General features: G+C 72.8%; 16 protein-coding genes and 1 rRNA gene. 12 read left to right on the plus strand and 5 right to left on the minus strand.

What is annotated here, in order from left to right; translation table 11 throughout:
- The 3 genes from rrf to ACWGKQ_RS44165 all read left to right on the plus strand — a co-directional run.
- A 5S ribosomal RNA gene (gene rrf, locus ACWGKQ_RS44155) occupies positions 1–105 on the plus strand; the annotation flags it as partial.
- Positions 106–270: 165 nt separating this feature from the next.
- A complete protein-coding gene (locus ACWGKQ_RS44160; protein WP_453297754.1) occupies positions 271–1,254 on the plus strand; it encodes a hypothetical protein in 984 nt (327 codons plus the stop codon).
- Positions 1,146–1,946, plus strand: coding sequence for a tetratricopeptide repeat protein (locus ACWGKQ_RS44165; protein ID WP_453297750.1), 801 nt, complete (start codon positions 1,146–1,148; stop codon positions 1,944–1,946). Before ACWGKQ_RS44160 ends, ACWGKQ_RS44165 begins: the two co-directional genes overlap by 109 nt.
- Before the next feature lie 82 nt (positions 1,947–2,028).
- Here ACWGKQ_RS44165 and ACWGKQ_RS44170 read toward each other — a convergent pair whose 3' ends face one another.
- A complete protein-coding gene (locus ACWGKQ_RS44170; protein WP_453297718.1) occupies positions 2,029–3,312 on the minus strand; it encodes a DUF1015 domain-containing protein in 1,284 nt (427 codons plus the stop codon).
- A gap of 84 nt (positions 3,313–3,396) precedes the next feature.
- On the opposite strand from ACWGKQ_RS44170, the gene ACWGKQ_RS44175 reads away from it, so the two are divergent.
- From ACWGKQ_RS44175 to ACWGKQ_RS44190, 4 genes are read left to right on the plus strand one after another with little or no spacing between them, the layout of a single operon-like run.
- On the plus strand, positions 3,397–4,425 hold the full coding sequence (locus ACWGKQ_RS44175; RefSeq protein WP_453297719.1) for an HAD-IIA family hydrolase: 1,029 nt from the start codon (positions 3,397–3,399) through the stop codon (positions 4,423–4,425).
- 51 nt (positions 4,426–4,476) lie between these two features.
- A complete protein-coding gene (locus ACWGKQ_RS44180) occupies positions 4,477–5,520 on the plus strand; it encodes a FecCD family ABC transporter permease (protein ID WP_453297720.1) in 1,044 nt (347 codons plus the stop codon).
- Positions 5,517–6,554 (plus strand): FecCD family ABC transporter permease, encoded by a 1,038-nt coding sequence (locus ACWGKQ_RS44185; protein WP_453297721.1) that lies wholly within the window; start codon positions 5,517–5,519, stop codon positions 6,552–6,554. The genes ACWGKQ_RS44180 and ACWGKQ_RS44185 overlap by 4 nt, the downstream gene beginning before the upstream one ends.
- A complete protein-coding gene (locus ACWGKQ_RS44190) occupies positions 6,551–7,405 on the plus strand; it encodes an ABC transporter ATP-binding protein (protein ID WP_453297722.1) in 855 nt (284 codons plus the stop codon). The genes ACWGKQ_RS44185 and ACWGKQ_RS44190 overlap by 4 nt, the downstream gene beginning before the upstream one ends.
- On the opposite strand, the gene ACWGKQ_RS44195 is transcribed toward ACWGKQ_RS44190, so the two are convergent.
- Complete coding sequence (locus ACWGKQ_RS44195) at positions 7,389–7,736, minus strand: sterol-binding protein (protein WP_453297723.1); 348 nt, start codon at positions 7,734–7,736, stop codon at positions 7,389–7,391. The genes ACWGKQ_RS44190 and ACWGKQ_RS44195 overlap by 17 nt on opposite strands.
- A 42-nt stretch (positions 7,737–7,778) precedes the next feature.
- Here ACWGKQ_RS44195 and ACWGKQ_RS44200 point away from each other — a divergent pair, with 42 nt between their 5' ends.
- From ACWGKQ_RS44200 to ACWGKQ_RS44220, 5 genes are all read left to right on the plus strand, one after another.
- A complete protein-coding gene (locus ACWGKQ_RS44200) occupies positions 7,779–8,129 on the plus strand; it encodes a hypothetical protein (RefSeq protein ID WP_453297724.1) in 351 nt (116 codons plus the stop codon).
- 7 nt (positions 8,130–8,136) lie between these two features.
- Positions 8,137–8,952 (plus strand): TlyA family RNA methyltransferase, encoded by an 816-nt coding sequence (locus ACWGKQ_RS44205; protein ID WP_453297725.1) that lies wholly within the window; start codon positions 8,137–8,139, stop codon positions 8,950–8,952.
- Entirely contained in the window at positions 8,949–9,854 is a 906-nt protein-coding gene (locus ACWGKQ_RS44210; protein WP_453297726.1) for an NAD kinase, read from the plus strand. Before ACWGKQ_RS44205 ends, ACWGKQ_RS44210 begins: the two co-directional genes overlap by 4 nt.
- 253 nt (positions 9,855–10,107) lie before the next feature.
- A complete protein-coding gene (recN, locus tag ACWGKQ_RS44215; RefSeq protein WP_453297751.1) occupies positions 10,108–11,826 on the plus strand; it encodes a DNA repair protein RecN in 1,719 nt (572 codons plus the stop codon).
- 298 nt (positions 11,827–12,124) lie between these two features.
- Positions 12,125–13,261 (plus strand): glycosyltransferase family 4 protein, encoded by a 1,137-nt coding sequence (locus tag ACWGKQ_RS44220; protein ID WP_453297727.1) that lies wholly within the window; start codon positions 12,125–12,127, stop codon positions 13,259–13,261.
- Between the two features lie 36 nt (positions 13,262–13,297).
- Here the strand turns inward: ACWGKQ_RS44220 and ACWGKQ_RS44225 are convergent, their stop codons facing one another.
- The 3 genes from ACWGKQ_RS44225 to ACWGKQ_RS44235 all read right to left on the minus strand — a co-directional run bounded on the left by ACWGKQ_RS44225 (position 13,298) and on the right by ACWGKQ_RS44235 (position 18,391).
- On the minus strand, positions 13,298–14,950 hold the full coding sequence (locus ACWGKQ_RS44225) for a PucR family transcriptional regulator (RefSeq protein WP_453297728.1): 1,653 nt from the start codon (positions 14,948–14,950) through the stop codon (positions 13,298–13,300).
- A 171-nt stretch (positions 14,951–15,121) separates the two neighbouring features.
- Positions 15,122–16,471, minus strand: a complete 1,350-nt coding sequence (locus ACWGKQ_RS44230) for an FAD-binding oxidoreductase (RefSeq protein WP_453297729.1) — start codon at positions 16,469–16,471, stop codon at positions 15,122–15,124.
- Between the two features lie 117 nt (positions 16,472–16,588).
- Positions 16,589–18,391, minus strand: coding sequence for a glycoside hydrolase family 15 protein (locus ACWGKQ_RS44235; RefSeq protein ID WP_453297752.1), 1,803 nt, complete (start codon positions 18,389–18,391; stop codon positions 16,589–16,591).
- Positions 18,392–18,750: the final 359 nt, after the last annotated feature.

Below are 18,750 nucleotides of genomic sequence, written 5' to 3' on the forward strand. Positions count from 1 at the left end.
AGCGTGAGGGAAACGCCCGGTTACATTCCGAACCCGGAAGCTAAGCCTTACAGCGCCGATGGTACTGCAGGGGGGACCCTGTGGGAGAGTAGGACGCCGCCGAACAATCTTTGGAGGACCCCTGGTCCCAGCGTTCAGCTGGGACCAGGGGTCCTTTTGTTTTTACAATGCTTGCGGTACCGAAGACAGGAGTCACCATGTCCACCAACTCTCCCGACGACCGGCCGGAGCGCGATCAGCGGCGACGGGACAGCGGTGACCGCGGCGAGCGTGGCGGATACCGCGGCGACCGCAACGACCGTGGGGATCGTGGCGGTTACGGCCGACGCGATGACAATCGCGGTGGTAGTGGCGGCGGTTACGGCCGTCGTGACGACAACCGCGGTGGTAGTGGCGGCGGCTATGGCCGGCGTGACGACCGGCGTGACGACCGGCGTGATGACAATCGTGGCGGTAGTGGCGGCGGTTACGGCCGTCGTGATGACCGGCGTGACGACAACCGTGGCGGTGCCGGTGCCGGTGCCGGTGCCGGTGGCGGTGGCGGTGGCTACGGTCGGCGTGATGACAACCGTGGTTCTCGTCCGGGGTTCCAGCGTGACGATCGTGGCGGTGACCGGGGTGGCTACGGGCGTCGCGACGACCGTGATCGTGGTCCCCGTCGTGACGACCGTGGTGACCGTCCCGCTTTCCGCCGTGACGACCGCCGTGACGACCGCCGTGACGACCGCCGTGACGACCGCCGTGACGACCGTCCTCCTTTCCGGCGTGACGACCGCGACGATCGTGGTGGCTTCCGTCGTGATGACCGGCGTGACGACAACCGTGGCGGTGCCGGTGCCGGTGCCGGTGCCGGTGGCGGTGGCTACGGTCGGCGTGATGACAACCGTGGTTCTCGTCCGGGGTTCCAGCGTGACGACCGTGGCGGTGACCGGGGTGGCTACGGGCGTCGCGACGACCGCGATCGTGGTCCCCGTCGTGACGACAACCGCGGCGGTGGCGGCGGCTACGGCCGGCGTGACGACAACCGCGGTGGCGGTTACCGAGGACGGGACGATCGCCGGGACGACCGGCGTGACGACCGGCGTGGCGGCGGCCGGTTCCGTGACGAGCGGGAGCGCGACCGGGACCGTGAGCCGATCAAGCGGCTGCCGATCCCCGAGGACGTCACCGGCGAGGAGATCGACAAGGACGTACGGCAGGAGTTGCAGAGCCTGCCCAAGACGCTCGCGGAGGACGTCGCCAAGAACCTGGTGATGGTCGCCCGGCTCATCGACGAGGACCCCGAGGGTGCCTACGGCTACTCCAGGGTGGCCCTGCGGCTGGCGTCCCGTGTCGCCGCCGTACGCGAGGCGGCCGGGTTCGCCGCGTACGCGAACCAGAAGTACTCCGAGGCGCTCGCCGAGTTCCGGGCGGCCCGTCGTATGACCGGCACCGTCGACCTGTGGCCGGTGATGGCCGACTGCGAGCGTGGGCTCGGGCGGCCGGAGAAGGCGCTGGACATGGCCGGTGCCCCCGAGGTGCACAAGCTCGACAAGGCCGGCCAGGTGGAGATGCGGCTCGTCGCCGCCGGTGCCCGGCGTGACATGGGGCAGCTGGACGCGGCGATCGTGACGTTGCAGAGCCCCGAGCTGGCCTCCAGCTCCGTACAGCCGTGGACCGCGCGGCTGCGGTACGCCTACGCCGACGCCCTGCTTGCCGTCGGGCGTGTCGACGAGGCCCGCGAGTGGTTCGCCAAGGCCGTCGAGGCCGACCGGGACGGCAGCACGGACGCCTCCGACCGGCTGGCCGAGCTGGACGGGGTCGAGTTCGTCGACGCTCTGGACGAGGAGGAGTCCGAGGAGACCGCCGAGGGGTCCGAGCCCGAGACCGAGACCGAGACCGAGGTCGCGGCCGGGACCGATGTCGGCACCGAGGCCGAGTCCGAGGACGAGGCCGAGCAGGACTGAGCTCGGTGACCGAGTGACCGAGTGACCGAGTGATCGAGTGACTGGCAGAGGGCAGACCCCGACCGGGTCTGCCCTCTCTCCGTCAGGCGTCGAGCGCCCGCAGCACCAGTCCCGATGCCGGCTTCGGGCCGAAGGACGTCGACTTGCGGGGCATCGTCACGCCCTGGCGGGCCAGGTCGCGGACGACCTCCTCGCGGACCGGGTGCATGAGGACGGCCGTACCGCCGTCGCGTTCGGCCTTGGCGACGGTCGCCGCCGTGTCGTGGATGTACGCGATGTGCGCGGGCGAGTCCTCGGGGATGCGCCAGACGTGGTCGAGGAGCGTGGCGTGCAGGACGGTGGCGTCGAGGGTGCGCCAGGCGGCCGGGCGGTCGTCGGGGATCGTGCGGGCCAGGAGGTCCGGGTCCGGGCGGTCGATGAGATGGAACGCACCGTCGCCGGCCAGCAGGAACGCGTTGCCGGCGGAGGCCGCGTCCGCCAGCGCCTCCTGCGCCGCGGGCAGGGGGACGTCGAGCCGGCGTACCCGGAACAGGCCCTTGACGTGCTCCAGCGCCTCCGCGACCGGCAGGCCGTGCAGCAGGCGGTGGATGGCGCGGACGCGCAGCGGGTAGCGGGCCGTGTCGACGAGGAGGACCAGGCCGTAGTCCCAGGGGCTGGGAGAGGTGTGCTCCGCGCGTAGACGCAAGTAGGTGGCCCAGCGGTGGTGGCCGTCGGCGATCAGGGCCTGGTGGTGGGCAAGGTCGGACTGGACCAGGGCCACTTCGGCGGGGTCGGTGATCGACCAGAGGCGGTGGTGGAAACCGTCCTCCGTGGTGGTGGCGAGGAGCGGGGGGCGATCGGCCACCTGTTCGATGACCTCGGCGGTGGTGCCGTTGCCCCGGTAGGTGAGCAGGAGGGGTTCGAGGTTCGCCGAGGTGGCACGCATCAGGGCCGCTCGGTCGGCGACGACCGGGGGCATGACCTCCTCGTGCGGCAGCACCACGCCCTCGGACGGTTCCGAGACCCGCAGGGCGCCGATGACCCCGCGCTGGAGCAGGCCGTTTCCGTCGTGTTGTTCGTAGACGTACAGGCCCGGTTCGGGATCCGTGGCGAGGATGCCCTCGGCCTGCCAGCGGTGCAGGGTGTCGGCCGCCTGTTCGGTCTGGGCGCTGGGGGTACCCGCCTGCGGCAGGATGAGGCGGACGATGTTGTGCGGGTCGGCGGACTGGAGGTGGTGTACGCCGTCGGGGCGTACGACGACGTCGTACGGCGGGGAGGTGACGGCGGCGAGGCTGCCGACCCGGTCGGGGTCGTAGCGAAGGCCTCGGAACGGGGTGAGTTCCAGGCCTCGGCGCTCCGTTGCTTCCGAGTGACCTGCTGTGTTCATCCCGGCATCGTACGTGTGTCAGTGGCGTGCGGGATGATCGAAGCTGCAAGGCGGGTCGACGAGGAGTGACGAGGAGCGATGGGGATGAGCCAGGGCGCCAGGACTGGTCCCGAGGGCAGCGGACAGGCCCTGAGCACGGCGTATGACACGGCGCTGCTCGATCTGGACGGCGTGGTGTACGCGGGCGGCAGTGCGATCGCGCACGCCGTGGAGTCGCTGGAGGTCGCCCGCGCGGGCGGGATGCATCTGGCGTACGTCACCAACAACGCGCTGCGGACGCCGGACGCGGTGGCCGAGCATCTCACCGAGCTGGGGATCCCGACGGGCGCCGGTGATGTCATCACCTCGGCGCAGGCGGTGGCGCGGCTGATCAGTGAGCAGGTGCCGACCGGGGCGCGGGTGCTGGTCATCGGCGGGGAGGGGCTGCGGGTCGCCCTTCGGGAGCGGGGGCTCGAACCCGTGGAGTCGGCGGACGACGATCCGGCTGCCGTGGTGCAGGGGTTCGGCGGCCCCGATCTGCCGTGGGGGCGGTTCGCCGAGGCGTCGTACGCCGTCGCGCGCGGGGTGCCGTGGTTCGCGTCCAACACCGATCTGACGATCCCGAGCGGGCGCGGGATCGCGCCGGGCAACGGCGCGGCGGTGGAGGTGGTCCGGATCGCGACGGGGGCCGAGCCGCAGGTCGCCGGCAAGCCGCTGCCGCCGATGCACCGGGAGACCATCCTGCGGACGGGTGCCGAGCGGCCGTTGGTGGTCGGGGACCGGCTGGACACCGACATCGAGGGTGCGTTCAACGGCGGGGTGGACTCGCTGCTCGTGCTCACCGGCGTCACCGACGGGCGTCAGCTGCTCGCCGCGCCGCCGCGGCACCGGCCGACCTACGTCGACGCCGATCTGCGCGGGCTGCTCACCGGGCAGCCGGAGGTCACGGCGGAAGGCGACGGGTTCCGGTGCGGTGGCTGGACCGCGTCGGCGGGTGCCGACCGGCTGGAGCTGGAGGGTGACGGTGAGGCGCTCGACGGGCTGCGGGCGCTGTGCGCGGCGGCCTGGACGGCTGCCGGGGAGGGCTCCTGTGAACTGGACGGAGGCAAGTCACTGGCGCGGCTGGGGCTCTGAGGCCCCGACGCGGCATCGAGGCCCGATGCGAGGGTAGGCTAACCTAACCACGTGTTGGTCGACAGTCCTCCCGAACCGCGCGCGGAAACCGCCCCCGCGCCCCCGAGCCGTCGGGCGATGCGGGCCTTCGGGCTCCTCGTCTCCGTCGTGATCCTGCTGCTCGTCGCCTTGGCGAGCATCGCGATCGGGGCGAAAGAGCTGCCGTTGGACCAGGTCTGGCACGGCCTGTTCCACGACACGGGGACGTACGGCGACGTCGTCGTCGACACGCGGCTGTCGCGGACCGTCCTCGGCCTGCTGGCCGGTGCCGCCCTCGGCCTGTCCGGGGCGGTGCTCCAGGCGCTCACCCGCAACCCGCTCGCCGACCCCGGACTGCTCGGCATCAACGCGGGCGCGTCGGCCGCGGTGGTCACCGCCATCACCTACTTCGGCGTCAGCACCCTGAGCGGCTATGTGTGGTTCGCGTTCCTCGGGGCGGCCGTGGTGGGCGCGCTGGTGTGGTTCCTGGGCGGCAGCCGGGGCGCCACCCCGGTCCGGCTCGCGCTGGCGGGTACGGCGATCAGCGCCGCCCTCTACGGCTACCTCCAGGCCGTGATGATCACGGACGACGCGGCACTCAACAAGCTGCGCTTCTGGACGGTGGGTTCGCTGGCCTCGGCGAGCAACTCGACGATCCTGCAGGTGCTGCCGTTCCTCGCGGCCGGTACCCTGCTCGCCCTCGGCCTGGCCCGGCCGCTGAACGCGGTGGCGATGGGCGACGACACCGCCCGTGCCCTCGGCGCGAACCTGGGCCGTACCCGGGCCCTCGCCATGCTGGCCGCCACCGTGCTGTGCGGTGCCGCCACCGCCGCCTGCGGCCCGATCGCCTTCGTCGGCCTGATGGTCCCGCACGTCGTGCGCTCGTTCACCGGCCCCGACCTGCGCTGGATCCTGCCCTACGCGACGGTGCTGTCGCCCGTGCTGCTGCTCGGCGCCGATGTCATCGGCCGGATCGTGGCCCGCCCCGCGGAGCTCCAGGTCGGCATCGTCACCGCGGTCATCGGCGGGCCGGTCTTCATTCTTCTGGTACGACGGCGGAGGACGGCCCAGCTGTGAGGAACACGCGTACCCTGCGCACCCCCGGCGGGCTCTCCCTGCGGACCGACGTGCGCGCGCTGGTCGTCGTGGTCGCGCTGCTGCTGGCCGCGGCCGCCGCGAGTGTCGTGCTGATCGGCACCGGGGACTTCCCGATCTCCTTCGGCGACGTGCTGAAGACCCTGGCCGGGAACGGCACCGCCGCGCAGGACTTCATCGTCAACGAGCTGCGCCTGCCGCGGGTCCTGGTCGGTCTGCTGGTCGGCGCCTCGCTCGGGCTCGGCGGCGCGCTGTTCCAGTCGATCTCCCGCAACCCGCTGGGCAGCCCGGACGTCCTCGGCCTCTCGCAGGGCGCCACCTCCGGCGCGCTCGTCGTCATCGTGCTGCTGTCCGGGACCGCCGCCCAGGTCACCGTCGGCGCGCTCATCGGCGGTCTGGTGACCGGCCTCGCCATCTACCTGCTCGCCTGGAAGCAGGGCGTGCACGGCTACCGGCTGGTCCTGGTCGGCATCGGCGTCTCCGCGGTCGTCACCGCGGTCAACGGCTACCTCCTCACCAAGGCCGACCTGGTCGACGCGACCCGCGCGGTGGTCTGGATGACCGGCACCCTCGACGGCCGTGACTGGAGCCAGGTCCGGCCGCTGCTCGCGCTGTGCGCGGTCCTCGTCCCGCTGGTCCTCGTCAACGCGCGGGGCCTGCGGATGATGGAGATGGGCGACGACGTGTCGAACGCCCTCGGGGTACGGGTGGAGCGGGTGCGGCTGCTGCTGATGGTGGCCGCCGTCCTGCTGACCGCGGCCGCCACCGCCGCCGCGGGTCCCGTCAGCTTCGTGGCCCTCACCGCCCCCCAGCTCGCCCGGCGCCTCACCCGCTCGCCCGGCCCCAACCTGGTGCCCTCCCTCTGCATGGGCGCCGCCCTGCTGGTCACCGCCGACTGGGCCTCGCAGCGCGCCTTCGGCGCCGACCAGCTGCCCGTCGGCGTGGTCACCGGCGTCCTCGGCGGGGTCTATCTGCTCTGGCTCCTCGTCACCGAACGCCGGGCGGGCCGGATATGAGCGCGACCCCCCAGTCAGACAGTGAGCCAGACAGCAAGAGGAGCACCGTGAACCGCCTGTCCGCCGAGAACGTCACCCTCGCCTATGACCAGCGCGTCATCGCCGAGCAGCTGTCGGTGGAGATCCCCGACAACTCCTTCACGGTGATCGTCGGCCCCAACGCCTGCGGCAAGTCGACGCTGCTGCGCGCCCTGTCCCGGATGCTCAGGCCCAGCCAGGGCCGGGTGCTGCTCGACGGCCAGGCCATCCAGTCGATGCCCGCGAAGAAGGTCGCCCGCACCCTCGGCCTGCTCCCGCAGTCCTCCATCGCACCCGACGGCATCACCGTCGGCGACCTGGTCGGCCGCGGCCGCTACCCGCACCAGGGCATCCTGCGCCAGTGGTCCGCCGAGGACGAGCGGGTCGTCCAGGAGTCGATGGAGCAGACCGGCGTCGCCGAACTCGCCGACCGGTACGTGGACGAACTCTCCGGCGGCCAGCGGCAGCGCGTCTGGATCGCCATGGCGCTCGCCCAGCAGACCCCGCTGCTGCTCCTCGACGAGCCGACCACCTACCTGGACATCCAGCACCAGATCGACGTCCTCGACCTGTGTGCCGAACTCCACGAGGAGCAGGGGCGGACGCTGGTCGCCGTGCTGCACGACCTCAACCACGCGGCTCGCTACGCCACCCACCTGATCGCGCTCAAGAGCGGCCGGATCGTCGCCGAGGGCGCCCCGAACGACATCGTCACCGCGGAGCTGGTGGCGGAGGTCTTCGGGCTGCGCTGTCAGATCATCGACGACCCGGAGACGGGGACCCCGCTGGTGGTGCCGGCGGCCCGGAAGGCCAGGGTCACAGCAACTTCCTGAGCCGGAACAGGTCCAGCAGGTTGGCCTCCAGCCGCACCCGGCCCGAACCCCAGGCCCCGGCGAAGTTCAGTTCGCCGTCGACCAGGGCCGTCAGGTCGTCGCCGGCCATGGCGAGTCTGATCTGCGCCTTCTCGCGCGGCGGACCGGGGAACGTCTCCTCGACGTCGATCCGGCCGCCGGTGAGCCGGCCGGCGAAGGTGACGTCCAGGTCGGTGATGTGGCAGCTCACCGTGCGGTCCATGGCGGCGGCCGCACGGACGTCGCCCTCGGCACCACCCATGTTGTGCGAGAGCTTGTCGAGCGCGGCGCGGCACTCCTCGATCGTGGCCATCGCGATCGACGGTACCCCAGCGGTTCGAGGTAGCGTCGGGGCATGACCGACTCTGTGCCCGAGGACCTGGTGGCGGCCCCGGTGACGGAGGCCGAGGAAGCGGCTGCCGTCGAACCCGAGTACGACCCCGCCGCCCCCGCCCCGCTGAACGTCCCCCGCACCCCCACCGGCAACGCAGAGGTGGACGCTCAGCTCGACCGGCTGGCCGACGCCGACCACCTCGCCACGGACGGGCATCTGGAGGTGTACGAGGATGTACACCGGGGGCTGCGCGACGCGCTGACCGCGCTCGACGTCCGCCAGGGACCTCCGGGACCTCCGGGACCTCCGGCGCCGGCACCGCCGCACGGCAGCCGGCCGCCCGCACCGTCGTACCACCAGAGCAGGAGCTGAACCCACCGTGGCAGGAGTCGCACGTCGCCGTCTGGACGCGGAGCTGGTCCGCCGGAAGCTGGCGCGCTCGCGCGAGCACGCAAGCCAGCTGATCGCCGCCGGGCGGGTCACCGTCGGCAAGTCCCTCGCGACCAAGCCGGCCACCCAGGTGGAGACCGCCGCGGCCATCGTCGTACAGAGCGACGACAGCGATCCCGAGTACGTGTCCCGGGGCGGGCACAAGCTCGCGGGCGCGCTGGCGGCGTTCGTGCCGCAGGGGCTGGCGGTCGAGGGGCGGCGGGCGCTGGACGCCGGTGCGTCGACCGGCGGGTTCACCGATGTGCTGCTGCGGGCGGGGGCCGCGCAGGTCGTCGCCGTCGACGTCGGATACGGACAACTCGCGTGGTCTCTCCGGAGCGATGAACGCGTCACCGTCAAGGACCGTACGAACGTACGCGAGTTGACGCTTGAAGCGATCGATGGGGAGCCTGTGGATCTTGTCGTGGGTGATCTGTCCTTCATCCCGCTCGGGCTGGTGCTGCCGGCCCTGGCGCGGTGCGTGAAGGCGGACGCCGACCTGGTGATGATGGTCAAGCCGCAGTTCGAGGTGGGCAAGGAGAGGCTGGGCAGCGGGGGAGTCGTACGGAGTCCGCAGCTGCGGGCGGAGGCCGTGCGGGGGGTTGCCGGGAAGGCGTGGGAGCTGGGGCTCGGGGTGAAGGGTGTCACCGCCAGTCCGCTGCCCGGGCCGTCCGGCAATGTCGAGTACTTTCTGTGGCTGCGGGCCGGCGCACCCCAGTTGGATCCGGCCGACGTTGACCGTGCAGTGGCGGAGGGGCCGCGTTGACACAGAACCGAGCTCGTACTGTTTTCCTGCTGGCCCACACCGGGCGGCCTGCCGCGATCCGCAGCGCCGAACTCGTGGTGAAGGGGCTGCTGGCGGCCGGGGTCGGCGTACGGGTCCTGGATTTCGAGGCCCGCGACCTGCCGCTGCCCGAGGAGGTCGAACTCGTCGAGGAGGCGTCGCCGCACAGTCTCGACGGCTGCGAGCTGCTCATCGTGCTCGGCGGTGACGGGACGCTGCTGCGCGGCGCCGAGTTCGCGCGGGCCTCCGGGGTGCCGATGCTCGGCGTCAACCTCGGGAGTGTCGGGTTCCTCGCGGAGGCCGAGCGGGACGACCTCGACAAGGTCGTGGACCGGGTGGTGAGCAGGGCGTACGAGGTCGAGGAGCGGATGACCGTCGACGTCGTGGTGCACCGCAACGGGGACATCGTGCACACCGACTGGGCGCTGAACGAGGCGGCGGTGCAGAAGGCGGGCGCCGAGAAGCTGCTTGAGGTCGTGCTGGAGATCGACGGGCGGCCGGTGACGGGGTTCGGCTGCGACGGGATCGTCCTGTCGACGCCGACCGGGTCGACGGCGTACGCGTTCTCGGCGGGCGGGCCGGTGGTGTGGCCGGAGGTGGAGGCGCTGCTGATGGTGCCGATCTCCGCGCACGCGCTGTTCGCGAAGCCGCTGGTGACCTCGCCGGACTCGGTGCTCGCGGTGGAGGTGCTGCCGCACATCCAGCCGGGGGTGCTGTGGTGTGACGGACGGCGGACGGTGGAGCTGCCGCCGGGGGCGCGGGTGGAGGTGCGGCGGGGGGCGGTGCCGGTGCGGCTGGCGCGGCTGCACCATGCGTCGTTCACGGACCGGTTGGTGGCCAAGTTCGCGTTGCCGGTCTCTGGATGGCGGGGGGCGCCGCACTAGCGGTACGTGGGGGCCGGTTTCGGTGCGTCGGCGGGTGCGGGTGCGTGGGGGCTGATCGCGCAGTTCCCCGCGCCCCTTGGTTGGCTCACTCGCCGGGGTGTGGAGGTGGCCGCATATCGGCACAGTCCCGTGGCCCTTGGGGCGCCTCCACTCTCCGGTGACCGGCCCTTGCGGTTTCTCCACTCGCCCGGGTGACAGGGGGCCTCGCACTTCGTCGGCTCGACCTCGTAAGGTCTTCCCCGTGCTGGAAGAAATGCGGATACGGTCCCTCGGAGTCATCGACGATGCCGTCGTCGAGTTGTCGCCCGGGTTCACGGCCGTCACCGGTGAGACCGGTGCGGGCAAGACCATGGTGGTCACCAGCCTGGGGCTGCTGCTCGGTGGGCGGGCCGATCCCGCGCTCGTGCGGATCGGGTCCGAGAAGGCGGTTGTCGAGGGGCGGGTCACCGTGCCCGCCGGAGCCTCGGCGGCGGTACGGGCCGAGGAGGCCGGTGCCGAGCTGGACGACGGGGCGCTGCTGCTCAGCCGTACCGTTTCCGCCGAGGGGCGCTCGCGGGCGCACCTGGGCGGGCGGAGCGTGCCCGTGGGGCTGCTCGCCGAGCTCGCCGACGACCTGGTGGCCGTGCACGGGCAGACCGACCAGCAGGGACTGCTGAAACTGTCCCGGCAGCGGCAGGCCCTCGACCGGTACGCGGGCGACGGGGTCGCCGTGCCGCTCGCCAAGTACGGCGAGGCCTACCGGCGGCTGCGGGCCGTCGCGGTCGAGCTGGAGGAGATCGTCACGCGCGCGCGTGAGCGGGCTCAGGAAGCCGACATGCTGCGCTACGGGCTGGACGAGATCGCGGCGGTCGAGCCGCGGGCCGGCGAGGACGTGGAGCTGGCCGAGGAGGCGGAGCGGCTCGGGCACGCCGAGGCGCTGTCGTCCGCCGCGACCGCCGCGCACTCCGCGCTCGCGGGCAACCCGGAGGACCCCGAGGGCATCGACGCGGCCACCCTCGTCGCGGGCGCCCACCGGGCCCTGGAGGCCGTCCGCTCGCACGATCCGGCGCTGGCCGCGCTCGCCGACCGGATCGGCGAGGTCGGGATCCTGCTCGGCGACGTGGCGGGGGAACTCGCCGGGTACGCCGACGACCTGGACGCCGATCCGCTGCGGCTCGCGGCCGTGGAGGAGCGGCGCGCCGCGCTCACCGCGCTCACCCGCAAGTACGGCTCGGACATCGACGCGGTGCTGGAGTGGGCCGAGCGGGGCGCCGCGCGGCTGACCGAACTCGACGGCGACGACGAGCGGATCGACGAACTCACCGCCGAGCGGGATGCCCTTCGTGCGGAACTGGGTGGTCTCGCACAGGCCTTGACCGATGCGCGGACCGAGGCCGCGGAACGCTTCGCGGCCGCCGTCACCGCCGAGCTGGGATCCCTCGCGATGCCGCACGCGCGCGTGTCCTTCGCCATCCGGCAGGCCGAGGACCCGGAGGGCGTGGAGGTCGGCGGCCGGGCGGTGGCCTACGGCCCGTCGGGCGCCGACGAGGTCGAGCTGCTGCTCGCCCCGCACCCCGGCGCCCCGCCCCGCCCCATCGCCAAGGGCGCGTCCGGCGGTGAGCTGTCTCGGGTGATGCTCGCGGTGGAGGTCGTCTTCGCGGGTACGGACCCGGTCCCGACGTACCTCTTCGACGAGGTCGACGCGGGTGTCGGCGGCAAGGCCGCGGTGGAGATCGGGCGGCGCCTGGCCAAGCTCGCCAAGTCCGCGCAGGTGGTCGTCGTCACCCACCTTCCCCAGGTCGCCGCCTTCGCCGACCGGCAGCTGCTCGTCGAGAAGACCAACGACGGCTCGGTCACCCGCTCGGGCGTGAAGGTCCTGGAGGGCGAGGAGCGGGTGCGGGAGCTGTCCCGCATGCTGGCCGGCCAGGAGGACTCGGAGACGGCACGGGCGCACGCGGAGGAACTGCTGGCGACGGCACGGGCGGACCGCTGACGGGCGGACCGCCGACGGGAGCAGGAGGAGGACGGGCGGCGGGGCGACATGCGTCCCGCACGGGCAACGCTCCTCCGCAGCGGCGTTTTCGTCACCCTCCCGGGTGACACGCTCCGGCGCATTGCCCCGGCCCGCCTCGGTATGTGCCTTCTCGGAGTGCCCGGAACACCCTTGTGTACTGGCATCCTTGAGGGGAACGCGGTGTCCGGGGGAGGCGCGCGCGGTGACACCCTCGGCCCCGATACCTTCTGTACGTTCCCTCGTGACCACCCCACGCCGAACCAGGAGTCCCGGCCGCGTGAGCCCCGTGAGCAGCAACGCACCGCACGGTCAGTCGCCGCTGCGCACCGTGCAGGTGCTGGGCGGCGGCAACGCCGGCAGCAGTGCGCACGTGCGGTCGCTGGCCGCCGGCCTCGTCGCGCGGGGCGTGCGGGTCACGGTGTGCGCCCCCGCCGAGGCCGATCGCGCCTACGGCTTCTCGGACGTCGGCGCCGACCATGTGCACGTACCGCGCAGCAGTGACCCGGGCTCGGTCGCGGCGCTCCGTGCCGCCTGCACGGACGCCGACCTGGTGCACGCGCACGGCCTGCACGCCTCCTTCCGCGCGGTGCTGGCGCTGAGCGGCCGCAGCACCCCGCTGATCGTCACCTGGCACAACCGCGCGCATGCCGAGGGTGCCCGGGCCCATCTGCTGCGGCTGCTGGAGCGGCGGGTGGCGCGGGCCGCCGCCGTGGTGCTCGGGACCACCTCCGACCTGGTGGACCGCGCCCGCCGTACCGGTGCCCGGGACGCCCGGCTCGCCGCGGTGGCACTGCCGGGTCCGCGGCGGCTCGTGGACCAGGACGAGGCAGAGCTGCTACGGCCCAAGGTCCGGGCCGAACTCGGCGCCATGGGCAGGCCGTTGCTCATCGCCGTCGGCTCCCTCGACCGGCACCGCGGCTACGACGTCTTGCTGGACGCGGCGCGTGCCTGGTGCCGGCTCGATCCGGTGCCGCTCCTCGTCATCGCGGGCGAGGGGCCGTTGCGTGCGGCGTTGCAGCGGCGGATCGAGGACGAGGAACTGCCGGTGCGGCTGATCGGGCGCCGTGACGACGTCGCCGAGCTGCTCGCCGCCGCCGACCTGGCGCTGCTGCCCAGCAGTTGGGAGTCCCGTTCCGTCCTCGCGCAGGAGGCCCTGCACGCGCGCGTGCCGCTCGTCGCGACCGCCGTCGGCGGTATCCCCGACCTGGTCGGGGACGCGGCCGAGCTGGTCGCCTACGGCGACGCACCGGCCCTCGCCCGCGCCGTCGTACGGCTCCTCGACGACCCCGAGCGCTGTGCCGAGCTGCGCGAGCGGGGTACCCGACAGGCGGCGAGCTGGCCCACGGAGGACGAGACCGTCGCCCAAGTGCTCAGCGTCTACGACGAGTTGACACAGCCCCGGCCGCTGCCGTGAGGCCGTGAAACCGTGAGGCTGTGACGCCGGACTGCCCTAGGGGGCGTGCCGGCGTGCCCTCAGGGCCAGGCTCAACGCCAGGACCACCTGCGGGTCGTCGAGGTCCGTGCCCAGCAACTCCCCGATGCGGGCGAGGCGGTTGTAGAGGGTCTGCCGGTTGAGGTGGAGTTCACGGGCCGTCTCCGCCTTGCGGCCCGCGTGCGCCAGATAGGTCTCCAGGGTGGGCAGCAGCGGCGGCTTGGAGCGTTGGTCGTGGTCGCGGAGCGGGCCGATCGCCCGGTCGACGAAGGCCGCCAGATCGGGGTGGTCGCGCAGCCGCCACAGGAGCAGGTCGATGTCGAGGCTGCGGGCGTCGTACCAGGGCCGGTCGGGCAGGCCCTGGGCCGCCGTCGCCGTCTCGGCCGCGTGCCGCAGGCCCGCCGACGCGGCCGCCCAGCCGCCGGCCGCCCCGACCACCACGACCGGGGGAGCGGCCCCGCGGCGTTGCATCCCGGCGCGTTCCACCCCCGCCCTGAGCGCGGCCGCGACCCGGTCCGCGACCGTCGTCCGCTCCGCCTCCGAGCGCAGGCCCAGGAGCAGCGGCACCCGGCCCTCGACCGGTCGTACGCCCAGCAGGACCGGGGCGCCCACGGCCGCCAGCTCCTCGCCGACCGCGCGGGCCAGCACCGCCCAGCCCCTGCCCGGAGAGTCCGGGGACAGGGAGTCGCCGACCCGCATGACCACCGGCAGCAGTGGGCTGCCGCCCGGCTTGAAGCCGAGGACCCGGGCCTGCGCCGGGGCGTCCTCCGCGGTGATCCGTCCCTCGGCCAGGTCGGTCAGGAAGTCGCCGCGCCCGCGTGCCGCCAGCTCCTCCTCCTGGCGGGCCTGCATCAGGACGACGGCCAGGATGCCCGCGGCCCGCTCGGCGGCGATGCGGTGCACGGGGGCCAGCGGCCCGCGGACCGGGAGCAGGACCAGCCGGGCGCGCACCGAGCCGGTCCCCGGACCGCCGCCCGGCACGTCCACCAGGACCACCCCGGTCGGCGGCGGCGCGTCCTTGTGCTGGCCGCGCAGCCCCTCCCACACCTGGAGCGGATCGGCCCCCTCGGGACCCGACCCGGCGGCGTACAGCAGCTGGCCGTCGGTGGTCTCCAGGAAGACCGGGTTGCCGCTGAAGTCGGCCAGGATGGCGAGCACCTGGGGGACCCCGCCGCCGCCCAGCAGGGCCTCGGTGCAGCGGCGGTGCACCTCCTCGGCGCGCTGGAGCAGGGCGTAGTGGTGGTTGACGATCTCGGTGTGGATCTCCTCCGTCACCGTCACGAACGGCACCTCGCGGTGCAGCACGACCAGCGGCAGCCCGGTCGCGCGGGCGGTGTCCACGAGGGTGGCCGGCAGCCGGGAGAACCGTGCGCCCAGCTCCACCACCAGGGCGGCGATGCCCCGCTCGGCGAGGGTGCGGACGAACGCCCGCTGCTCGTTCGGCCGGGTGCCCAGGCCGTAGCCGGTGGTGAGCAGCAGCTCGCCGCCCTTCAGCAGCGAGGCGATGTTCGGCACCTCGCCGGCGTGCACCCAGCGCACGGTGCGGCCCAGTCGGTCGGCGCCCGCCAGGATCTCCGGGAGCCCGCTGCGCAGCGCGGGCAGCTCCAGCGCCCGCTGCACGGTGATCCCGGCGCCCTGGGTGTCGAATCCGCTGCCCGTACCGCTGTCCATGGAGCGGACGCTACCTGGGCGAACGCCTCTGGGGCACCTTGCGCCGAGCGCTCCGCTGGAAGTGCCACGGTATGCCGTCTGTCGGGTGCGGCACCGTCGTGGCTGGTCGCGCCCACGCGGCGGAGCCGCATGTCGACACGGCCCCGCGCCCCTTCGGGGCGCTGGCCTCGTTCAGAGCGGTCTGATGTTGTGGTTGAAGCGGAAAACGTTGTCGGGGTCCCAGCGCCGCTTCACCTTGCCGAGCCGCAGCGCGTTTCCCGCGCCCAGACCGGCCCGCACCCGCTCCGGACCCTCGTCACCGATGAGGTTCAGGCAGACCGCGCCGGTGGACCAGGGCCGGACGCCTGCACGGACGTCCCGCACCCAGGCGATCGCCCGTTCGTCGTCGGCCGGGTCCGCCCAGATCCCGAAGGGGTGCACCGCCCAGGCCGCGTTGCGGTACGGCACCGGGTACTCCGCCGGACCCGAGGCGATCGCGCCGCCCAGCGGGAACAGCAGATGCTGCGAGCCGCTCGGTACCGGCATGCCCTCCGCACAGCCGCACCAGGCGTCCACCGCCTCGTCGGGCAGAGCGGCCAGACACTCGGCCGACCAGTGGTTCCGCAGCCCGGACGGAAGGTCGAGCAGGCACTGCATCTCGCAGTACGGCAGCGGTCCGGCGACCTCCGCCTCGTGCGGCAGCGCGAGCAGCGGTCCGGCGACCTTGCGCAGCCCTTCCTCGCCGCCCGCGTAGGTCACGAGGGCGGCACACACCGGCTCGCCGTCGGCGAGGTACACCACCGCGCCGCCCGCCTCGTCGGGACCGGTGCGGATGACCTCGCGGAAGGCACGGACGACGTCCGGGCCGGACGACGGCGGGTACCGCAGCAGCGCGACCGAGAAAACCGGCAGCTCGTGCAGTTCGAGGGTGAGCGCGGTGGCGACGCCGAAGTTCCCGCCGCCGCCGTGCAGGGCCCAGAACAGCTCCGGGTTCTCGTCCGCGTTGGCGTGGACGCGCTCACCGTCGGCGGTGACCAGCTCGACGCCGATCAGGTTGTCGACGGCCGGCCCGAAGACGCGGTCCAGCCATCCCGACCCGCCACCGAGCACGAACCCACCGACCCCGATGCCGGGGGCCCGCCCACCGGCGCCGACGAGACCGTAGCGCCGGGCCGCCCGGTCCAGACGGCTCATGGTGGCCCCGCCCTGCACACGTACGGCTTCCGCCGCCGGGTCGACGGTCACCCCGTCCATCCGGCGCACATCCACCACCAGCGCACCGTCACCGACAGCCGACCCCGCCACACTGTGCCCGCCGCCGCGCACCGCGATGTGCAGGTCCAGATCCCGCCCGAACCGCACCGCCCGGACCACGTCGGCATCGTCCGCGCACCGGGCGATCACGGCCGGCCGCCGGTCGACCATGCCATTGAAGACGGCCCGCGCCGCGTCGTACCCCGGGTCCCCGGGCGCGAACACATCACCAACCAGGTCCTCACGAAGCCTGGCGAGGGCCGTGCGCGCCTTCGACCCGGGAGCCATGATTACCAGCCTAGGCAGCAGCGCGCCCCAAAGGGGCGCGGGGCCCTGTCCGATATGCGGCTGCCGCCGCGTGGGCGCGACCAGCCCCCACGCATCCGCAGCCGACTGGCGGCGGCCCTACCCCCCGTACGCTCCCGACGCCGTAAGGCGAAGTGCCGTATCGATCAACGGCACATGACTGAACGCCTGCGGAAAGTTCCCCACCTGCCGCTTCAGCCGCGGATCCCACTCCTCCGCCAGCAGCCCGAGGTCGTTCCGCAGCGCGAGCAGCTTCTCGAACAGCTTGCGGGCCTCGTCGACGCGCCCGATCATCGCGAGGTCGTCGGCCATCCAGAAGGAGCAGGCCAGGAAGGCCCCCTCGTCGCCCGGGAGGCCGTCCACGCCCTCGTCGCCGCCCGAGGTCGGGTAGCGCAGGATGAAGCCGTCCGACGTGGACAGCTCCCGCTGGATCGCCTCGATGGTGCCGATGACCCGCTTGTCGTCCGGGGGAAGGAAACCCATCTGGGGGATCAGCAGCAGCGAGGCGTCCAGCTCCTGGGAGCCGTACGACTGGGTGAAGGTGTTGCGCTCCTTGTCGTAGCCCCGCTCGCAGACGTCCCGGTGGATGTCGTCGCGCAGTTCCTTCCAGCGCTCCAGCGGGCCGTCCGCGTCCCCGGACTCGATCAGCTTGATGGTGCGGTCGACGGCGACCCAGGCCATCACCTTGGAGTGCACGAAGTGCCGGCGCGGCCCGCGCACCTCCCAGATGCCCTCGTCCGGCTCGTCCCAGTGGTCCTCCAGGTAGCGGATCAGCTTCAGCTGGAGGAGGGACGCGTAGTCGTTGCGGGCGAGGCCGGTCATGTGGGCCAGGTGCAGGGCCTCGATGACCTCGCCGTAGACGTCCAGCTGGAGCTGGTGCGCCGCGCCGTTGCCGACCCGGACCGGGGTCGAGTTCTCGTAACCGGGCAGCCAGTCCAGCTCGGCCTCGCCCAGCTCGCGCTCGCCCGCGATGCCGTACATGATCTGCAGGTTCTCCGGGTCCCCGGCGACCGCGCGCAGCAGCCACTCGCGCCAGGCACGGGCCTCCTCGCGGTAGCCGGTGCGCAGCAGCGAGGACAGGGTGATGGCCGCGTCGCGGAGCCAGGTGTAGCGGTAGTCCCAGTTGCGGACGCCGCCGATGTCCTCCGGGAGCGAGGTCGTCGGCGCGGCCACGATGCCGCCCGTCGGGGCGTACGTCAGGGCCTTCAGCGTGATCAGCGAGCGGACCACGGCCTCGCGGTAGGGGCCGTGGTACGTACAGTGCTCGACCCAGTCCCGCCAGAACTCCTCGGTCGCCTCCAGCGACTGCTCCGGCTCCGGCAGCGGCGGCGGCTCCTTGTGCGAGGGCTGCCACGAGATGGTGAACGCGATCCGGTCGCCGGGGGCGACGGTGAAGTCGGCGTAGGTGGTCAGCGACTTGCCGTAGGTCTCCGCCGAGGTGTCGAACCACACCGAGTCGGGCCCCGCCACGGCGACCGTACGGGCGTCGTGCTTGTGCACCCAGGGGACCACCCGGCCGTAGGAGAACCGCATCCGCAGCACCGAGCGCATCGGCACCCGGCCGGTGACGCCCTCCACGATGCGGATCAGCTGGGGCGCGCCGTCACGCGGCGGCATGAAGTCGGTGACCCGGACCGTGCCGCGCGGGGTGTCCCACTCCGACTCCAGGATCAGCGAGTCGCCGCGGTAGGTGCGGCGCGCCGCGGTCGGCGGCTGCGAGTCGGCCGCGTGCGCCGGGCCGAGTCGCCAGAAGCCGTGTTCCTCGGTGCCGAGCAGACCGGCGAAGATGGCATGCGAGTCGAAGCGGGGCAGGCACAGCCAGTCCACTGTGCCGTCCCGGCAGACCAGGGCAGCGGTCTGCATGTCTCCGATGAGTGCGTAGTCTTCGATGCGCCCGGCCACGTGCAACTCCAGTCGAACGGCCACGTCACCCCCCAGGCAAAAGGGGGCTGTCGCTAGTGCGGTCAAGGGGGGTTGTTGTTGTGCGTCGTTAAGCGGTGAAGCAAAGCAGCCCACCGTGCCCTGAGGCAAAACGACAGTCATAGCTCAACGAACTGCCAAGCTCTCGTTGTTCCGGGAGTGACGGGCGGGGGTGTGCCGTGTTTCCGGCCGGGCTCGGCAGCGAGTGTCCGAGCAGGATACGACGCACGTAGATGATCTGCGTGCCGCTCCGGGCAACCCGTGTGGGCCGAACGGGTGAGCCCTGAGTGAAAAGCCGGTAAGCAGGACCCCACGTCTGTGCCGACCTGTGTACGGAGCGT

This window comes from Streptomyces sp. NPDC054770, from assembly GCF_053611985.1.

Excerpts from the sequence above, each read along its gene's own strand:
- ACWGKQ_RS44170 (WP_453297718.1), bottom strand. The coding sequence starts at position 3,312 with ATGAACACAGCAGGTCACTCGGAAGCAACGGAGCGCCGAGGCCTGGAA.
- ACWGKQ_RS44175 (WP_453297719.1), top strand. The coding sequence starts at position 3,397 with ATGAGCCAGGGCGCCAGGACTGGTCCCGAGGGCAGCGGACAGGCCCTG.
- ACWGKQ_RS44190 (WP_453297722.1), top strand. The coding sequence starts at position 6,551 with ATGAGCGCGACCCCCCAGTCAGACAGTGAGCCAGACAGCAAGAGGAGC.
- ACWGKQ_RS44195 (WP_453297723.1), bottom strand. The coding sequence starts at position 7,736 with ATGGCCACGATCGAGGAGTGCCGCGCCGCGCTCGACAAGCTCTCGCAC.
- ACWGKQ_RS44200 (WP_453297724.1), top strand. The coding sequence starts at position 7,779 with ATGACCGACTCTGTGCCCGAGGACCTGGTGGCGGCCCCGGTGACGGAG.
- recN (WP_453297751.1), top strand. The coding sequence starts at position 10,108 with ATGCGGATACGGTCCCTCGGAGTCATCGACGATGCCGTCGTCGAGTTG.
- ACWGKQ_RS44225 (WP_453297728.1), bottom strand. The coding sequence starts at position 14,950 with ATGGACAGCGGTACGGGCAGCGGATTCGACACCCAGGGCGCCGGGATC.
- ACWGKQ_RS44230 (WP_453297729.1), bottom strand. The coding sequence starts at position 16,471 with ATGGCTCCCGGGTCGAAGGCGCGCACGGCCCTCGCCAGGCTTCGTGAG.